The organism is Paraburkholderia sp. BL18I3N2 (assembly GCF_003001875.1).
Lineage (GTDB): Bacteria > Pseudomonadota > Gammaproteobacteria > Burkholderiales > Burkholderiaceae > Paraburkholderia > Paraburkholderia phytofirmans.
The window spans coordinates 116,198-133,492 of sequence record NZ_PVNC01000012.1; the positions used below are offsets into that span (position 1 = coordinate 116,198).

Annotated in this window: 15 protein-coding genes; 8 read left to right on the forward strand and 7 right to left on the reverse strand. The window is 62.7% G+C overall.

Going from position 1 to position 17,295, the window contains the following annotated elements; all coding sequences use genetic code 11:
• Positions 1-397: 397 nt before the first annotated feature.
• The 3 genes from B0G75_RS26755 to B0G75_RS26765 all read left to right on the forward strand — a co-directional run bounded on the left by B0G75_RS26755 (position 398) and on the right by B0G75_RS26765 (position 3,397).
• Positions 398-2,032, forward strand: coding sequence for a D-alanyl-D-alanine carboxypeptidase/D-alanyl-D-alanine-endopeptidase (locus tag B0G75_RS26755; RefSeq protein WP_106312749.1), 1,635 nt, complete (start codon positions 398-400; stop codon positions 2,030-2,032).
• A gap of 155 nt (positions 2,033-2,187) precedes the next feature.
• Positions 2,188-2,496, forward strand: a complete 309-nt coding sequence (locus B0G75_RS26760) for a hypothetical protein (RefSeq protein WP_106312752.1) — start codon at positions 2,188-2,190, stop codon at positions 2,494-2,496.
• 52 nt (positions 2,497-2,548) lie between these two features.
• Entirely contained in the window at positions 2,549-3,397 is an 849-nt protein-coding gene (locus tag B0G75_RS26765) for a transposase (RefSeq protein WP_258194704.1), read from the forward strand.
• Between the two features lie 50 nt (positions 3,398-3,447).
• On the opposite strand, the gene B0G75_RS26770 is transcribed toward B0G75_RS26765, so the two are convergent.
• The 6 genes from B0G75_RS26770 to B0G75_RS26795 all read right to left on the reverse strand — a co-directional run bounded on the left by B0G75_RS26770 (position 3,448) and on the right by B0G75_RS26795 (position 9,188).
• A complete protein-coding gene (locus tag B0G75_RS26770; RefSeq protein WP_012428068.1) occupies positions 3,448-3,657 on the reverse strand; it encodes a hypothetical protein in 210 nt (69 codons plus the stop codon).
• A gap of 31 nt (positions 3,658-3,688) precedes the next feature.
• Entirely contained in the window at positions 3,689-3,892 is a 204-nt protein-coding gene (locus B0G75_RS26775) for a hypothetical protein (protein WP_374956921.1), read from the reverse strand.
• A gap of 182 nt (positions 3,893-4,074) precedes the next feature.
• Positions 4,075-4,707, reverse strand: a complete 633-nt coding sequence (locus tag B0G75_RS26780) for a response regulator transcription factor (protein ID WP_106312758.1) — start codon at positions 4,705-4,707, stop codon at positions 4,075-4,077.
• Positions 4,704-6,347: a response regulator gene (locus B0G75_RS26785; RefSeq protein ID WP_106312761.1), complete on the reverse strand. Its 1,644-nt coding sequence runs from the start codon at positions 6,345-6,347 to the stop codon at positions 4,704-4,706. The genes B0G75_RS26780 and B0G75_RS26785 overlap by 4 nt, the downstream gene beginning before the upstream one ends.
• Positions 6,344-8,509 carry an ATP-binding protein gene (locus B0G75_RS26790; RefSeq protein WP_106312764.1) on the reverse strand — a complete coding sequence of 722 codons (2,166 nt, stop codon included), beginning with the start codon at positions 8,507-8,509 and terminating at the stop codon, positions 6,344-6,346. Before B0G75_RS26790 ends, B0G75_RS26785 begins: the two co-directional genes overlap by 4 nt.
• Before the next feature lie 166 nt (positions 8,510-8,675).
• Complete coding sequence (locus B0G75_RS26795) at positions 8,676-9,188, reverse strand: hypothetical protein (RefSeq protein ID WP_258194705.1); 513 nt, start codon at positions 9,186-9,188, stop codon at positions 8,676-8,678.
• Positions 9,189-9,371: 183 nt separating this feature from the next.
• On the opposite strand from B0G75_RS26795, the gene B0G75_RS26800 reads away from it, so the two are divergent.
• Entirely contained in the window at positions 9,372-10,253 is an 882-nt protein-coding gene (locus B0G75_RS26800; RefSeq protein ID WP_106312770.1) for a hypothetical protein, read from the forward strand.
• 197 nt (positions 10,254-10,450) lie between these two features.
• On the forward strand, positions 10,451-10,948 hold the full coding sequence (locus B0G75_RS26805) for a hypothetical protein (protein ID WP_106312773.1): 498 nt from the start codon (positions 10,451-10,453) through the stop codon (positions 10,946-10,948).
• 23 nt (positions 10,949-10,971) lie between these two features.
• On the opposite strand, the gene B0G75_RS26810 is transcribed toward B0G75_RS26805, so the two are convergent.
• The gene (locus tag B0G75_RS26810; protein ID WP_106312777.1) at positions 10,972-13,119 is read right to left on the reverse strand and encodes a PAS domain S-box protein; all 2,148 of its coding nucleotides are present in this window, start codon (positions 13,117-13,119) and stop codon (positions 10,972-10,974) included.
• A 628-nt stretch (positions 13,120-13,747) separates the two neighbouring features.
• Between B0G75_RS26810 and B0G75_RS26815 the strand changes: the two genes are divergently transcribed.
• From B0G75_RS26815 to B0G75_RS26825, 3 genes are all read left to right on the forward strand, one after another.
• Positions 13,748-15,067 carry an MFS transporter gene (locus B0G75_RS26815; protein ID WP_106312780.1) on the forward strand — a complete coding sequence of 440 codons (1,320 nt, stop codon included), beginning with the start codon at positions 13,748-13,750 and terminating at the stop codon, positions 15,065-15,067.
• Between the two features lie 49 nt (positions 15,068-15,116).
• Positions 15,117-16,085, forward strand: coding sequence for a dihydrodipicolinate synthase family protein (locus B0G75_RS26820; RefSeq protein WP_106312783.1), 969 nt, complete (start codon positions 15,117-15,119; stop codon positions 16,083-16,085).
• A 133-nt stretch (positions 16,086-16,218) separates the two neighbouring features.
• A complete protein-coding gene (locus B0G75_RS26825; RefSeq protein WP_181309352.1) occupies positions 16,219-17,295 on the forward strand; it encodes a LacI family DNA-binding transcriptional regulator in 1,077 nt (358 codons plus the stop codon).

Consider the following 17,295-nt stretch of genomic DNA (forward strand, 5'->3'; position numbering starts at 1 on the left):
GTGCCGTTAGCCAATACCCTCTCCTTACGAACTATGTGGCGGAACCGATGAATGCGAACGCGCCATTGACGTTGTTGCGGCCGCAACAACGCAATCGCTCCGCCGGGCTCTGGTGCAAATGATAGCTGCAATAAGCCGGCCTAAACCTCGCATCATGAAACGACGCCAAAGCTTCGCTGCCTGCACGTGAGGGCGAACAGTGTCCTTGACACCCGTTCAGGACGGTATTTAATTTCACTATCTGGCGGGCGGCCCTAGAAAATAGAAGTACATTGACCTGCTGTTGCCGGACCTTCCGATGCCGTAATCTCGCCGTGACGGGATGCATCCGCTGCGAATCGAGCCGCTTAACGTAGAGTCAGGTGCAGTCAAGTGCAATCAACGCCGGAGACATGCCATGAGCCCGACAATCGATCGACAGTGGAAATGTTGGGCCGCAATCGCAAGCACCGTTCTGCTGGTGTCGTGCGGCGATTCGCTCAGTTCGAATCCGACGGTTCCCGATTCGATCATGCAGGTGATGCAAAAACCGGTCTACAAGAACGCGACCTGGTCGATGCAGGTGGTCGATCTCGACTCCGGCCATGTGATCTACGACCTGAATTCGAGCGCCCAGATGTTGATTGGGTCGGTGCGCAAGCTCTTTTCAGTCGGCTCCGCGCTGAATCAACTGGGTGCGCGGCATCAGTTCGTCACGCCGGTTTACCGGCAGGGCACGCTCGATGCGGGCGGCACCCTCACCGGCAATCTGATCCTGCTGGCAAGCGGTGATCTGACGATGGGTGGCCGAGCCAACCCGGACGGCACGATCGCCATCACGAACTTCGATCACAACGAGGCCAACTCGCTGGGCAACGCGATACTCGCCACGCCCGACCCGCTCGCCGGCTTCAATTCCCTCGCGACGCAGGTGGCGGCGGCGGGCATCAAAACGATCAAGGGCGATGTCGTGATCGACGATCGCCTTTTCGAGCCCTTCAACTTTCGCGGTGAATTCAACGTGCGGCCGATCTTCGTCAACGACGACGTGGTCGACGTCAGCCTGAACCAGAGCGCCGAAGGCTCCGCCGTTCCATTCGACTGGCGTCCCAAGACGGCCGCGTTCAGCGTCCAATCCGCGCTCGCGACGGGCAGCGCGGCTTCGCAGCTGAATATCGAACTCGCGCCCGAACTGCCGCCGTGCATCGGCTCACCGGGTTGTATCGGCAACATAACCGGCAACGTGCCGGCCGGTTTCGTGCCGCCACTGACGAACGCCTACCCGCTGATCCGCACGTTCCGCGTGACCGAGCCTTCCAATTACGCCCGCACGGTCTTCATCGAAGCGCTGGCGCGCGCGGGTGTCTCGGTTACGGCGGCGCCCGTTGCCGCCAATCCGGTTCAGTTGCTGCCCGCGAAAGGCTCGTATTCGAGCGCGACGCAGGTTGCGCAACTCACTTCGCAACCGTATGAGCAATACGTCCGATACGTCATGAAGGTCAGCTATAACATCGGCGCCGACACGAGCCTCATGTTGTTCGGTCTCGCACGCGACGGTTCGACGACGCTGACCGGGGCGTTAGCGGCGGAACAGGGCGGGTTGTCGACTACGTTCAAGATCGCGTCGAACCAGTACCACTTCATCGACGGCAGTGGCGGCGGCGACTCGACCGCGAGCGGCACGGCGGTCATCGCCATGCTCAGAGGCATGAGCACGACCCAGGTCTTTTCGCCCTACTTCGACGCGTTGCCGGTGCTGGGCGTGGACGGATCGCTGGCTACCATCACCGCGTTCGAATCCGATGCGACGCTTGCAGGGGCGAAAGGCCAAGTGCATGCGAAAACCGGCACGTACGTCACGGAGAATCCGAACGCGCCATCGTTACCGTTCCTGAGAGGACAATCCCTCGCCGGCTATATCGATGCGAAAAGCGGCCACCGGATCGCATTCGTCCTGACCGTGAACAACGTTCCTATTTCGGGCATCAGCGACGTGCTGGCGGTCTTCCAGGACGAAGGCACGATATCGGCGATGCTCTGGAAACTGCAGTAATGCCGTGGCGCCCATCTGCGCGTCGGGCCCGCTAAGGATTCCCTGACCCAAAGTTCAGCATCGACCCCTCTCATTTTCTTGATCTCCTGACAGCCTTGCGAAAACTGGCCGCATACGATGAACGCACGCCGATCGTCCTTCGTCCGAGTGCTGCCATGGTTCCGTATCTGTCTGAAAGAGAAAATTCGATCGAGCACGTCAACGCGATGTGCTTACGCCTCTTCGACCGGTGGTGCGAATCCAGAAGCGTCGTGCCGCTGACGTATCTGCTGAGAGGCTGGCCGATGATGGACGGCGACCCCGAGACCCTCCGGCGTCTCGGAACCGCGTTGCGCGAGCTCAGACGGCAACATCTGCACGATTCCAACGACGCTGCCTTTCAGGAAGTCTGCGAGCTATCGGATTGTGTCGAGGATCTGCTGGCCCTTGCATCCCTGCCAACGTGGCTGACGAGCGGCTGGTAGCGCGAACAGAGACAGCCGGGCCCGCGCAAGGCATGGGTATGGGGAGGACAGCGTGCATTTCAACGAAATCAGTGACGAAGAGTGGCTGCTGCTCGCGCCCGTCCTGGCGGATCCCCCGATTGTTCACCGGCAGCGCGGCCGGCCACGCGCACCGGTTCGCGCGGTGGCGAATGCCGTGCTGTGGGTACTCACAACCGGCGATTCCTGGTCTATGTTGCCGAGCCACTATCCGTCGGCGCCGACGTGCCGGCACCGCTTCGAGACGTGGCGTTCGAGCGGCGCTCTCGCGCAGATGTACCGGATCCTTTTGAGCAGCGGCCGCAAGTTTCGTTGCGGTCCGCAACTGACACTGCAACGCCGCGACGTCCTGACGCGCGGCATCGATCGCCAGACTCGGGACGAAGGTCATCGCCGGGTGTTATGGAGAGACCAGGCGTCGTGGCAGACACCGCGCGAAACATGGCAGTCGTCCCAAACGGCGGATACGTTCAAGGATATCGCGCGCGAACTCCCGACTCCCGCCAACTCCGCGCATGCCGTACCCGAGCGCGTCGAACCCCGCGCGCTGGTGACACCCCTCCATTCCATTCATCGAATCGCGTCGCCGTGGATGGGCCTCGCATCGAAAGGCCAAACCGAATCCGATCCGCGCGGCTACGTCATCTACATTGCCGCCGATCGGCTGGCGAACGCCCGTTTCCGCGGATGGGCGGAGATCGTGCGCGATGGCCGGCGAGTTGCGCGCTCAGGCCTGATCGGTCCGAGCTTCAAGAACTCCGAGACGGCACGGCAATACGCACTCGAATGGGCGCGGCGGTGGATCGACGAAGAAAGCGGTGAAGACGGCGGCGCCGCCGAACTGGACAGCGGCGTCCGGCAGCAAAAAACGCGCTCGGGGTGAGCAGCGCATCGACGCGGCGGATGCCCCGGCGCGTCGATGCGTCCGCCGCGTCAATGCACCACGCCGAAGATTGCGTTGACGCCCTCCGCGGGCGTCAGGCCCACGTCGAAGTAACCTTCCAGTCTCAAAGCGGTCGCGTCGTCGAGTATGAAAGGCGGCCGGATGAAGCCGGTCGCGAACGCGTGGTCGTACCAATCGCTCAACCACGCGCGCAATTCGGTTTCGTGGCCCGACAGCGTCCCCAGGTTGTCTGCGTTCATCGATAATCTCCTTTGTCCGGCCTCGTTCACATCAACCCACGAGCGGCTCGAAGCTCATTCTGCACAGGTTCTTTGCCGGCGGAAATACGTGCCAGGTACCGTCGTCGTGCCGGAAGAAGAACAGCAGGATCGGACCGTCCGGACGCCTGATTTCGACGCATACCCGGCAAATCTGACCGTCCGGCGAACCATGCAGCGTAAGCACACGGACCGGCAGCGTACCCGCCGTTGCCAATAACTTCTCGCGCAGTCCGCGAAGTGAGCTTCTCGTCGCATTCACATCTGCCCCCGCACTTCAGGTTCCCATTTGACAATCGTGGGACAACGGCGAGGATTCTTCAGTCAGCAGCGCCGGATTGTTGATTCGGGAAATGCTGCTTCGAGCCTCAGGATATCCCTAAAGGCTCCGTCACTCCCTCACTCTGTCACCAAACCGTGCCTGATGGCATACCGGATCAGCTCGGCGTTGTTGTTGAGGCCGAGCTTTTGCATGAGACGCATCTTGTGGGTGCTGATGGTCTTGGCGCTGAGCGAACACGATTCGGCAATCTCGTTGATGCTTTGACCGGCCGCCAGCATCCTTAATACCTGAAATTCACGGTCGGAGAGCACCTCATGCGGCGGCGCATCGCCGGAATGCGTTTCGAAGACCATGGCGTCGACCAGTTTGGGGTCGATGAATCGCCCGCCTCCCGCCAATTTGCGGATCGCCGCGAGCAGCACGTCCGGATCGCTGTCTTTCGTTACGTAACCGGTCGCGCCGGCGCGCAGCGCGCGCGACACGACTTGCGCCTCGTTGTGGATACTGAGCACGAGGATCGGCAAGGGCGGCTGCTCGGCGCGTACGCGCCGGATCAGATCGACTCCGCTGATGCCGGGCATCGTCATGTCCAGCAGCACGAGGTCGAAGCGCCTCGCGCGCAGCCGGTCGAGCACTTCCGAACCTTGCGCGGCTTCGGCGGCGACGACGATATCCGTGGTCGTCGCGATAATCTGTTTCAGGCCGCCACGCACCACGGCGTGGTCGTCAGCAATCAGGACGTCGATCATTTTTCTGCCCCGCCTGTAAGCGGAATGTGAATGGAAATGGCGGTACCCATGCTCTGCGCACTGTCAATTGTCATCGCGCCGCCGATCAGGCGCGCGCGCTCCTGCATGCCGAGCAGTCCGTAGGAATAACCTGTCCGCGCCATGCCGAGATCGAAACCGCAGCCGTCGTCGCTCACGTGAAGTTCGAGCGCCGCCGCCGTGCTGGTCAGCGTCACGTCGGCCCGCGTGGCATGCGCGTGGCGTCCGACGTTGGTGAGCGATGCCTGAACAATACGAAATACGGCCGTGGCACAAGCCTCCGGCAGCACCGGTTCGCCGCCGTTGATATGCAACTGGCAAGGGATGCCATGGCGTCGAATGAAGTCCTCCACGAGCCACTCCAATGCGGACACGACCCCGAAGTTCAGCGCCACCGGCCGCAGATGGTTCGCGACATTGCGGACCATCCAGATCGTCTTTTCGACGAGTTCCCGCATGTCGTCGGCTTTGCGCATCGCGTCAGGATCCTTGCCGAGGCGCATCTTCAGCAGCGACACGTCCATCTTCAACGCGGTCAGCAACTGGCCGAGTTCGTCGTGAATCTCCATGGCGATGCGTTTGCGCTCTTCCTCGCGAATCGCCTCCATATACGCGGACAACTCGCGCAATTGATTGCGCGATTCGAACAGCTCCTGCTCCATACGCTTGCGCGACGTAATATCGCTCAGGCCCACGTAGATCGCCGGGGCATCGCCGAAAGTCGCCACGCGCGCGGTCGCCATGGCCCAGAACGGCGAGCCGTCCACGCGCCGCATGTGGACTTCGCTGTTGTTGAAACTGCCCTCCGTGCGCAGATGCGATACGAGCCGGTCACGATCGGCGGGGTCGATATAGAAGTCGACGATATTGGTCAGCGTGCGCATGCCGGTATCGAGACCGAACAGTTCTCGCAGCGGCTCATTCACGTACAGGATGACGCCTTCGGGCATCGAGGTGATGCACAGCGGGATCGGGCTGGTTTCGACAATCGTGCGAAAGCGCGCTTCGCTCGCCTGCAATTTCGCTTCCGCGCGGCGGCGCTCGTCGATCTGGGCGGACAGCCGCGCGTTCGACTCCGCGAGTTGCCGCGTGCGCTGCTCGACCTGCTGTTCCAGCGCATCGCGCGCGCTCGACAGTTCCGTCTCGGCCTGCTGGCGCACCGCGACCTCTTTCAGAAGCAGGCGGTTCTGCGCGATGAGCTGCCTGTGCATCATGCGCAAGGCGAGATGCGTTTCGATGCGCGCCATCATTTCGTTGACGCGCACAGGCTTGGCCACGTAATCGACGCCGCCGGCCGAGAAACCCTCCACCATGTCTTCCGCGCCCGTCAGCGACGTCATGAAAATCACCGCGATATCGCGCGTGCGCGCGTCCGCCTTGAGTCGCCGGCAGGTCTCGAAGCCGTCGATCCCCGGCATCTTCACGTCGAGCAGGATCAGGTCGGGCTGGGAAAACAGCGCGCGTTCGAGCGCCTCTTCGCCGTCGAGCGCAACGAGTACCCGAAAGCCGCGGTCTGTGAGGCTCTCTACGACCACGCCGAAATTGGCCGGCGTGTCGTCCGCGATCAGGATGGTCGGCCGTTCGCTGGCCTCCACGGTGGCCTCCACGTTGGGCTCGTTCATGGCTTGGGCTCGACATTCAGATGTCGCTCGACCAGATGGAGAATGGCCTTCGACTGGTAGTCGCGAGCGAGCGCGCAGAGTTGCGCGGTGAACGAGCGATAACGTGAATCGCCCGCCGCCACGCTCTCGGCCCAGACGATAATTTCATGCATGTCGCCAAGGCGGGCAAGATGATGCAGTTCTTCCATCTGTTGCCGAGGCACGGCCGCAAGACTGATTTCAGACGTCGCCGCGCGAGTGGATGGGGGCGGCGACGCATGGCTCCACTTCAGTCCGAGCAAAGTAGCAATCTGTGTCAGCAGCGCTTCGAGGTCGACCGGTTTGGACAGAAAGGCGTTGGCACCCGCTTCGATGCTCAGCGAACGGTTGACCTCGGATGGGCTGGCGGACATGGCCACGATGGGGACATCGGCGAACTCCTGCGACCGACGCAGGTTGCGTGTCAGCTCGAAGCCGTTCATCTCGGGCATCACGATGTCCGTGAGAATCAGCGCCGGCCGTTCGCGCTGCGCCTTCTCCAACGCTTCGCGGCCGTTTTCCGCCTCGACGGTATCGAAGCCGAGACGGCCCAGCAGATCCACGACGATCGCGCGATTGATCTCGACATCGTCGACGACCAGCACCTTCCTGCGCGGCCCCTCATAGCCCGTCGCCGTGGACGAGAGCGGCGCCGGGTCCGACGTCTCGCGCAACACGGGCGTCACGCTCGCTGCCGGCAGTTCGAAGCGGAAAGTACTGCCCTGCCCGATCTGGCTCTCCACCTCGATCTCGCCACCCATCGCACGCACGAACTCGCGGCTGATGGCCAGGCCGAGGCCCGCCCCGCCGGCTCGCCGCTCGGCCGCGCCCAGCTGTTCGAATGGCTCGAAGATCGTATTCAACTGATCGTGACCTATGCCGATCCCCGTGTCGCGCACTTCGAAACGAACGCGGTTCGACTCGGACCTCGATATTCGCAAGGTGACGCAACCCGAATCGGTGAACTTCACGGCGTTGGCAAGCAGGTTGAGCATGACCTGCCGCAGGCGCCGCTCATCGGCACGCACGCCGACGGGCGCATCCCCGGTAATTTCGCAAATGAAGTCGAGGCGCTTCTGCTCCGCTTTCACGTCGATGATCTCGCGAATGACATCGACGAACCCCGCCAGCGGCACGTCGCCGATTTCCACACGCAGCTTGCCCGCTTCGATCCTCGCGAAATCGAGCGTGTCTTCGATCAATGTCAGCAGATGTTCGCCGCTATGGCGGATGGACGACGCGCGTTCGCGCTGCCGCTCGCTCAATGCGGCATCGCGTTCGAGGATCTGGGCGTAGCCGAGAATGCCATTCAGCGGCGTGCGCAGCTCATGGCTCATATTCGCCAGGAATTCGCCTTTGGCCCGGTTAGCCGCTTCCGCCAGATTGCGTGCTTCGCGTTCGGCCGCCGTGTCCTGCTCGTCGCGATACGCGCAATACAGCCGCGCGCCCATCGCATTGAATGCGGCCGCCACGCGATCCAGTTCGTCCGGCTCGCGCCGTTTGCGCCGCTGGAGGCTGAACGGCCGGGGCGGCTCACGGAAATCGTAGCTCTCCACCGTGCGCGCGATGGCCGCGACATGCCGCATCACGAGACGGGACAGAATGTAGACGATGAACAGCGAGACCAGAAACGTGTTGGCGGCCTGAGTGACCAGGATCATCACCGCGGTACGCGTCAGCTCATGGTAAAGGTCTAGCAACGTCGCCTCGACGTAGAGCTTGCCGATCTCGCGCTCCTTGCCCTGCACGCTGTAGAAGAGCGGGAATTCGCGAGCGATGACGGGACCGGCCGAGCGCTGGCCGGCACTTATATAGGCCGATTGCCCCTCTTTGCCCGTCTCGCGAATTTCCACGGCACGAATGTCGGCGAGACGCAGAATGCCGTTCAACTCCAGTTGCAGCTGCGAACCGTCCAGGCGCCAGAGCGCTTCCGCGAGACTGTCGCGATTGCTGCGATCGATGTCCGCAAGTCGATTCTCGATCTGCTCCACACCGTGGTGGTAGTCGCCGTAGAGCTGCAATCCGGTCAACAACACGGTGACGACGCAACTGACCAGCAGCACTGTCAGGAGAAGCCGCGATACAAGGCTGCTCCTGAAGCTGCCGATCAAACTCCACCATGCGTCGAACAGGTTGTGCTTCATACATCCCCGCGAGTGCTACGGTTCTTGTTTCGTCTATTCTGCACTCGTTGCCGCTGAGCGGCCCAGACCAATCGGTCGCCGCATCGGCAGGGTGGCGATGTAACGTTTGCCGTCCCCGGCCGGCGCTCATTCCGGGTGAACGCGTTCCAACGAATCCGACGTGAATCTACATGACGTACAGGGTCGACTCGACAGGCGGAGAATCGTTGATCGCCCGCGGCAAGCAGATTCGCGGATACAGCAGAATCTCATCGATGCATGACGTCAGCTCGCCGAGGATTGGCCGCACGCGGCCGCCGAGCGCGTCGGGATTCGACATCCTCAGTTCGCGCAATCCGTCCGACAATTTTTTCACGGACGCGTACCCCCAATCCGGCAACGGCCAGCAGTGCAACAGATAGCTGAGCGGTATGACGCTTCTGCTTTCACACCAGATGTCGAACAGGTGCTCGCACGCGGTGTTGAGGAATTCAACCGCGACTTCGCGATTTTCTGAATGACCGTTCATAACGGGTCCGCTGACATAGACGATTTCGATAGTCCATCCTAGGGAGGCCGATGGCGTCACACAGTCAGGAAGCCCGGAAAAATGCACTTCCGATCTGCTGAATATGCCGTCAGGAAATCCTGAATGGCTGCGCGCGGGAATTTGGACGCTGGTCTGATGCCAGCCGGGCATCGGAAAACCAGGCTCGGGGCAGTACGCCGACCTGTTCCGGACCACATCGCGCGCTTCCTGACAAAGGGATTACACGGTTTGTCAGCACTGGCAAGACGTGGCACGATGAAGCACCGATCGGGCGAGAACCTGTGCGGACAAGCGCCAGTTTGAGCGCGTCATTGCTGTTTCGAGAAACCATCCATGCATCGCAGGCGCTTTGTTCTGGCCGCGCTGAGTGCGGCGGGCATCACGCTTCGGGCGCGTGCCGCACCTTCCGCCCTTCCGGTTCACTTCGACATCGTCTATCCCCGCATCCGGCCTTCCCGCGACGTGCACGTCGCGTTTGCACTCGCCACGCTCGATCTGGCCATGAAAACGGCGAACGCTTCGTATACGTTGCGATCGGCCGACATCGAAATGGAACGCGGCCGCGCGCTTGCCGAACTGGCCGGCGCCAACAATATGATCAATCTGCACTGGACGAGCATGGAGGCGCAAGCCGAGCGCGGCCGGAATGTAGTGCGGATTCCGATACATCGTGGGCTGATTGGCCACCGGGTGTTCATCATCCGGAAGGATCGGCAAGCCGATTTCGACAAGGTGGAGCGCTTCTCCGACCTCAAAGCGTTCATGTGCGGCCAGGGACTCGGCTGGATCGATACGGAGATCCTGAGAGCAGCCGGTCTGAACGTCCAGACTTCGACCTATGACACGATGTTCGAGATGACTCAAGGCGGTCGTGTGGACTTTTTTCCGCGCGGCCTGGTGGAAGCATTTCTTGAACTCGACGGACGCCGGCAGCTGGAGCCCGATCTCGTGGTCGAGAACCGGCTGCTGCTGAAGTATCGATCGGATTTCATTTTCTATGTTGCGGCGGGCCATGAAGCACTGGCACAGACCATCGAAGCGGGGCTCGTCGCCGCGTATCGCAATGGCGCATACATGAGGCTGTTCAACACCCATCATTACATTCAGGACGCGCTCGCGCGCGCGAATATCGCGTCCCGATTGATCTTCACGCTCGACAACCCCTTCCTTTCCGAAGCGGACCGGAGGATTCCAGACGAGTACTGGATGAGCTGACGTTGACGGCGGCCGCTTTCCTCCGTCGTCAAAAAGGGCGATGCCCAGGCCAAAATCAGGAAATCCTGACATCAAGCTGCTTCGGGCGCCGCCGTATACATGGAAAGGCGGCGCGAATCCCCTCGATGCGACGTCGCTTCAAATGCAAGCGGGATCATTCATCGCCCCTCACGAACCCCACACATGGACATCGACAGGTGAAGCCGCAGACGTTCGTCCTACAGGCGCGGCTTTGCGATCGCGCCACGGCGCTCAAGACGCGCATGGCCCAAGCGCATGACAAAGCGAAGCAACTAGTCGAGCGCGCCGAGGGCTGCCTCGCGGTGCTGGATCACGTGCGGCAGGGCACGTCCACCGCGGCCAACATCTCACTCGCGGACGATGCGGGTCCGCTCATCGCGGCGCTGTATCGCGCGGAAAGCGACTGGCACGATCAGTTGCAGATGTTGAAGGATCTGCTGACGGAACTCATGCATCAAAGTCAAAGCAAGCGCGGCGAGATCGAGTCGCTCGCCGCGCTTGCGTTTCGGTCGCACACGACTCCTGAAGCAATCGCCGCAGCCGAGCGCGCCGCCGAAGTGCATCAGTCCCACTTTCAGGAAGTCGACGCGCAACTGGAAGTGGCGCGCGCATGGTTCGAACGCTTCGACATGCAGATCAACGCGATTGTCGCCCGTTTGCGGAAGTCGTCTTAGAGGTTCAATCAGGTTCCCGACTGCTACGAAGCGTCGTCGACGGGTATGCGCACGGTGATCGACGTGCCGCTGCCCGGCGCGCTGCGCACCGAAATCTCGCCGCCCAACATCAGCACGCGCTCTCTCATGCCCACCAGCCCGAACGACTTCATCCGCGCCGCCATCGAATCGAAGCCGCAGCCGTCGTCGCTTATTTCGAGGACCCAGCAGCGTCCGGTCTGTTCGAGCGAAATCGTGACCTGGGTCGCCGCGGCATGACGCGCGACATTCGTTAGCGCCTCCTGCACGATGCGAAACAGTGCGATTGCCCGCGCCTCGTCGAGGACCAGACTATCGTCAGGAATCCGTAGATGGCAGGCCACCCGGCCGTCGCGCGAGAATTCGGCGGCCAGCCACTCCAGCGCCGCAACGATGCCGGCATCGATTGCGGCTGGACGCAGCGACGCAACCACATTGCGGACCACCTGCATGGTGTCGTCGGCGAGCGCCAGCAGGTCCCGGAAACGTCCGGCCAGCGCCGGATCGTCTTGCGCGAACTCGATTCGCATGGCCGATACACCAAGCCGCAGCGCCGTCAGTTGCTGTCCCAGTTCGTCGTGCATCTCGCGGGCAATGCGCTTGCGCTCTTCCTCGCGCGCGGTTTCGCGCAACGACGTCAACTCCTGCAACAGCGCATACGATTCGCGCAAACGGAGTTCGGCCTCCATCCGCTCGGTGATGTCGGTCCAGATCGTCAGCGCACCGCGTATGTCGCCGTTAGCGCCGTGCTCGGGCACCGCGCTAACGTGCCAGCCCACTGGCTTGCCGTTCTTCTCCGACGTGAGATCCACCTTCGCGCCGATGCCGCTTGCCATCACCTGCTCCAGCGTGGCGGTGATCATCCGCAACTCGGGCATGACACTGTCCGATAGCTCGGCAGGCGCTTTATCGATGGCGTCCGCTGCGCGCATCCCGTTGACCTGTTCGAACCTCGGATTGACGTAGCTATAGCGACAGTTGCGGTCGTAGCGAACGATCATCTCCGGCGCGTTTTCGGTCAGCGTCCGAAACAGTTGCTCACTGCGCTTGAGTTCGTCGATGTCTCGGCATATAGCAAGCACGGTGGCGACCTGGCCGTCGGCGGCAAACTCCGGCACCATCCGCATGTGCCCCCAGCGCACCTCGCCGTTGGCGTTACGGAACCGCACTTCGTCCATGCGCTCCGTGCCGGTCTCGACGACGCGCCGCAGCTGGTCCCGATACCGTGGCACATCGACCACTGGCGACTCGTCCACGCTTTCCGAGCCCATGGCTTCGTCAGCCACCGGCGGCAGGATCGCGCGCAGCGCCGGATTGGCGTAGATGCGCCGGCAGTCGCGGTCGAAGCGCGCGATGTAGTCCGGCGAATGCTCGACCAGCGCCCGGAATGCCTGCCCGCTCGCATGCAAACGCTCTTCCGCCTTCTTGCGTTCAGTGATGTCGCGCCCCAGCGCCAGCACGCTCGTGATCTCGTCGTGCAGCCCGCGCTCCGCGAGAATGCGGACGTGGTGATAGCTCACGTCATTCGCGCCGTCGCGCAACGTGAGTTCGTGCGTGCGTTCCGCGCCCGTTTCGAGCGTGGCCGCCAGCGCATTCTGATAAGCCACGAACTGGGGATCGGCGGTGTGTTCGGTCGGCGTCGCACCGAGCATTTCGTGCAAGGGACGGCGCAGTATCGCGGCAAGTCCGGAGTTGGCATAAACCAGCCGACAGTCGAGGTCATACCGGCAAATGATATCGGGCGTGCTTTCCGCGAGACGGCGGAATTGCGCCTCGAGTTCCAGTTGCGCGATCAGGAGCTGCTCGGTGCGCTTGCGCTCGGTAATATCGCGCACGAGTGCGAGGTTATACGGTTGGCCTTCGTACTCGAAATAGCTCGCGCTAATTTCCACCGGCAAGGTCGTGCCGTCCTGGCGGCGCTGCATCGACTCGATCATCATCGAGCCGTTCTCGCGCAGCTCTTTCCAGGCGTCGCGCCACCGTTCAAAGTTCCATTCGGGATCGACATCCATCACGCGCATCCGCAGCAACTGCGCCTCACTGTATCCGAGCGTGCGGCAGGCCTCCTCATTGACGTAGACGAAGCATGCATTCTGGTCGATCAGATAGGCAGCATCACTGACCAGGTTGAGCGCGCAGCTCTTCAGGTGCATGAGCGCATCTGGCTCGGCCGCGGGGAGCTCGAGGCGCCCATCATCCTGCCGGGTTGCGGCTGCCGGTGCCTTGCGTGGGTCACCGCTGATCTCTTTCATTGAATTCCGCGCGTGTCGGGTCAAAAGCGTGTCGTCGTCGATAACCGGCCCCGCCCGCCTGTATCGCGGGCAGGGCAGACAACTTATTCGATAAGCATAGCCCGGAAAGCGCCGGCTAAATATTCGGTCTGGCGCCAGGAAAAGGAGCACTCTGCCGCCTCTTCGCTTTCAACAAAGCGGCATTCGTCGCCAATCACCGGGGTTTACCCTTCAAGGCATCGCTATCGCTTGCAATCTCTTCAAGGAAAGGCACAAAATGTAAGCGCTATCATTTGGATCCGTGAAGCGAAATTGTTTAGCGAACCGCCGTGATTCGCGCAAAAGCGCCATTTAATGTAAGCGCTAACATTGGTGACAGAACGAAGCATTCGCCTTTACCCACGTGGACGCTACGCTCAGCGCGATGCGCAAAAGCGCGCGGACCTCGATCCAGCGCGCGCCGACGTAGACGCGCACACTCCGGCCGCCTGACATCGCATCAGCGCGGCTTGCTCACACCCACCGAAGACATGAAACGGAGACAACGATCATGAGCGCAACACCGAGCCTCGAGCAGGCCCCACCGAGAATCCGCCGCGCCCAGATCGTGGCGCTCACGCTGCTGATGGTGAGCGGCATCGTCAACTATCTGGACCGCGGCACGCTCGCGGTCGCCAATCCGCTGATCCGTCACGACCTCGGGCTGTCGCTCGGACAAATGGGGCTGCTGCTCTCCGCGTTCTCGTGGAGCTACGCGCTCTTCCAGTTGCCGGTGGGCGGTCTCGTCGACCGCATCGGGCCGCGCAAGCTGCTCGGCATCGGCCTGATCGTGTGGTCGCTCGCGCAGGCGTCGGGCGGATTCGTCTCGACCTTCGGCTGGTTCATCCTCGCGCGGATCGTGCTGGGCATCGGCGAGGCGCCGCAGTTTCCGTCGGCGGCCCGGGTGGTTAGCAACTGGTTTCCGCTGCGCGCGCGCGGCAAGCCGACCGGCATTTTCAACTCGGCGTCGCCGCTCGGCACGGCACTCGCACCGCTGTGTCTTTCGGTTCTCGTGGTGCAGTTCCACTGGCGCTGGGCCTTCATCGTGACCGGCGTGGTCGGTCTCGTCGTGGCGCTCGTGTGGCTCGCGATGTACCGCGACCCCGTCAAGGCCACCATGACCGAAGCCGAACGGCACTATCTCGAAGGCGACGAAGCGGACCGCAAGCCGGCACCCACGGTCACCTTCGCTGAATGGCGCTCGCTGTTTTCGCACGGCACCACGTGGGGCATGCTGATCGGTTTCTTCGGCTCGGTGTACCTGAACTGGGTGTACCTCACGTGGCTGCCCGGCTATCTGACGATGGAACGCCACATGAGCCTGATGCACACGGGCGTCGCGGCATCGATACCGTTCTTCTGCGGTTTTCTGGGTTCGCTGACGGCCGGCTGGTTCTCCGATCTCATCACGAGCCGCAGCACGAGTCCGGTCGCGAGCCGTCGCAATGCGGTGGTGATCGCAATGCTCGGCATGGTTGCGTTCACGATTCCGGCGGCGCTCGTCGAGAGCAACACGATCGCGATCGTGTGCATCTCAGTGGTGATCTTTCTGGCGAATGCCGCATCCGCCAGTTCATGGGCGCTTGCCACTGCCGCCGCGCCGCCGAACCGCGTCGGCTCGCTCGGCGCGATTCAGAACTTCGGCGGTTTTCTGGGCGGCGCGCTCGCCCCGATCCTGACGGGCTATATCGCGCAGAGCTGGTCGTTCGTCCCCGCGCTGCTGACGGCCGCGGGCATCGCGTTCATCGGCGCGATGAGCTACCTCCTGCTGGTGCGCAAGCCGATCGAAGACCAGTCCACCCCAACCGAACCCGTGCGAGCGCCCGCGTGAAACGCGCGCGCCGCCTGGACTCACCGACCCTTTCCGGGAGATCACGAGCATGACCACCTCCAAGCAATTCGCCACGTCGATCGAAGGCATCGTCCCCGTGATGCTGACGCCGTTCGACGACGCCGGCGCCATCGATTACGCCGGACTCGAACGCCTGATTGAGTGGTATATCGCGCATGGAGCGGACGCGCTCTTCGCCGTCGCGCAGTCGAGTGAAATGCAGTTCCTGACACTCGCCGAGCGTGGCGCGCTGGGACGCTTCGTCGTCGACAAGGTGGCGGGCCGCATTCCGGTCGTCGTCTCCGGCCATATCAGCGACGACCCCGACGCACAGGCCGAAGAGCTTAACGTCGCCGCCGCCACCGGCGCACAAGGCATCGTGCTGGTGACGAACCGGCTCGACCCGAAGCAGCAAGGCACGCAGACGTTCGCGGCGAATCTCCGGCAATTGCTCGCGCGCCTGCCGGCCGACATTCCGCTCGGTTTGTACGAATGCCCCGCGCCCTACCGCCGCCTTCTCTCGGACGACGAATTGAAGCTGTGCATCGACACCGGCCGCTTCATCATGCTCAAAGACGTGAGCTGCGATCTCGCTACGGTCAAACGGCGCGTCGCGCTCGCCGAAGGTTCGCCGCTGAAAATCCTGAACGCCAACGCAGCCATCGCGTGGGACGCGATGAAGGCGGGTTCGGCCGGTTTCAACGGCGTGTTCACGAACTTCCATCCGGATCTCTACAAGTGGCTGCGCAACGATGCGGCGCAAGACCCGGCTCTGGCAGAAGAACTCGCTACGTTTCTCGTGCTCGCCGCGGTCTCCGAGTCGCTCGGCTACCCGGCGTTCGCGAAGATCTATCATCAACGCATCGGCACGTTCGACTCCATTCGCTGCCGCGTGATCGACTACGACGTGCGCGAACGCTTCTGGGCCCTCGACGCGGTGCTCGATAAGATCGTCGCCGGCACCGAGCATTTTCGCGGCCGTATCGCGGCACTCGGTGCGAACCGCTCGGTTCGCTAGCCGTTGAACCGGGGGGAGGGTTTCCGGATCACAGGTACATCCGCTGAAGCCTTCACGCGCGCCCACGCTTCGCGCGCGTCCACGGCGGTAAGATGGCGGGCGTTCCCCGATTCACTCTGCGCTCTCCAACCTGATGCCTGACTCTCTCGACCCGCCGGCCGCCGCCCGCACTCAGACGAACCGCGCACGCCGCAGCACGGGCCGCAGCGTGCTTTCCGATGTCGCCAAGCTCGCGGGCGTCTCCACGGCGACCGTCTCGCGGGTCTACAACGAGCCGGACAAGGTCTCCGCGAACGTGCGTGAGCGCGTCGAGCATGCCGCGCTCACGCTCAACTGGTTTCCGAATGCGGCGGGGCGCGCCCTCGCCTCCACGCGCAGCCACATTGCCGGCATCATCATTCCGACTCTGGATGATCGCGTGTTTGCTTCGCAGGTAAGCGGCATGCAGGCGGCGTTCGCGGCGCGCGGCATCACGCTGGTGCTCGGCTGCTCGAATTACGACCCCGCGCAGGCGCTCACGCAGGTGCGCGCAATGCTGGCGCGCGGCGTGGAAGCAATGGCCGTGGTAGGCGAGGCTCATCCGGCCGAGCTATTCGATGCGTTGCGGCTCTACCGCGTGCCGTATGCGGTGACGTACGCCTATCGCAAGGACAGTCCGCACACCTGCATCGGCTTCGACAACCATGCGGCCTATGCGGAGATCACCGAACATCTGATCGGCCTCGGGCACCGCGCGTTCGCGGTCTGCATCCAGCCGACGCGCGACAACGACCGCGTGCAGGCACGCGTCGCGGGCATTCGCGCGACACTCGAACGTCACGGCCTCGCGGTGCGGCCCGAGCATATGTTTGAAGGCGAATCGACGATGGGATTCGGGCGGCGCAGTCTGCGCACGATCTGGGAAGCGTCGGGCGAGCGCCCCACCGCGATCATCTGCGGCAACGACCATATCGCGCTGGGCGTGTTGCGCGAGGCCGAGGACCTGGGCATTGCGATTCCGGGCGAACTGTCCGTCACCGGATTCGACGATCTGGAAATGGCGCAGGAAATCCGCCCCGCGCTGACCACGATGCGCGTCGACACCTACGAAATCGGACGGCTAGCCGCGGGGTATCTGCTCGACACGCTCGACGGCAAGCGTCCGCCGCACGGGCACGAGGTGCACGCGTTGTTTCAGCTCAGGCAATCGACGGGACCGGCCGCGAGATAG

Bases quoted from the DNA above. Each gene is read 5' to 3' on its own strand.
- B0G75_RS26770 (WP_012428068.1), bottom strand. From the start codon at position 3,657: ATGAACGCAGACAACCTGGGGACGCTGTCGGGCCACGAAACCGAATTG.
- B0G75_RS26800 (WP_106312770.1), top strand. From the start codon at position 9,372: ATGCATCGCAGGCGCTTTGTTCTGGCCGCGCTGAGTGCGGCGGGCATC.
- B0G75_RS26820 (WP_106312783.1), top strand. From the start codon at position 15,117: ATGACCACCTCCAAGCAATTCGCCACGTCGATCGAAGGCATCGTCCCC.
- B0G75_RS26790 (WP_106312764.1), bottom strand. From the start codon at position 8,509: ATGAAGCACAACCTGTTCGACGCATGGTGGAGTTTGATCGGCAGCTTC.
- B0G75_RS26825 (WP_181309352.1), top strand. From the start codon at position 16,219: ATGCCTGACTCTCTCGACCCGCCGGCCGCCGCCCGCACTCAGACGAAC.
- B0G75_RS26780 (WP_106312758.1), bottom strand. From the start codon at position 4,707: ATGATCGACGTCCTGATTGCTGACGACCACGCCGTGGTGCGTGGCGGC.
- B0G75_RS26810 (WP_106312777.1), bottom strand. From the start codon at position 13,119: ATGCACCTGAAGAGCTGCGCGCTCAACCTGGTCAGTGATGCTGCCTAT.
- B0G75_RS26785 (WP_106312761.1), bottom strand. From the start codon at position 6,347: ATGAACGAGCCCAACGTGGAGGCCACCGTGGAGGCCAGCGAACGGCCG.
- B0G75_RS26815 (WP_106312780.1), top strand. From the start codon at position 13,748: ATGAGCGCAACACCGAGCCTCGAGCAGGCCCCACCGAGAATCCGCCGC.
- B0G75_RS26755 (WP_106312749.1), top strand. From the start codon at position 398: ATGAGCCCGACAATCGATCGACAGTGGAAATGTTGGGCCGCAATCGCA.
- B0G75_RS26795 (WP_258194705.1), bottom strand. From the start codon at position 9,188: ATGCCCGGCTGGCATCAGACCAGCGTCCAAATTCCCGCGCGCAGCCAT.
- B0G75_RS26760 (WP_106312752.1), top strand. From the start codon at position 2,188: ATGGTTCCGTATCTGTCTGAAAGAGAAAATTCGATCGAGCACGTCAAC.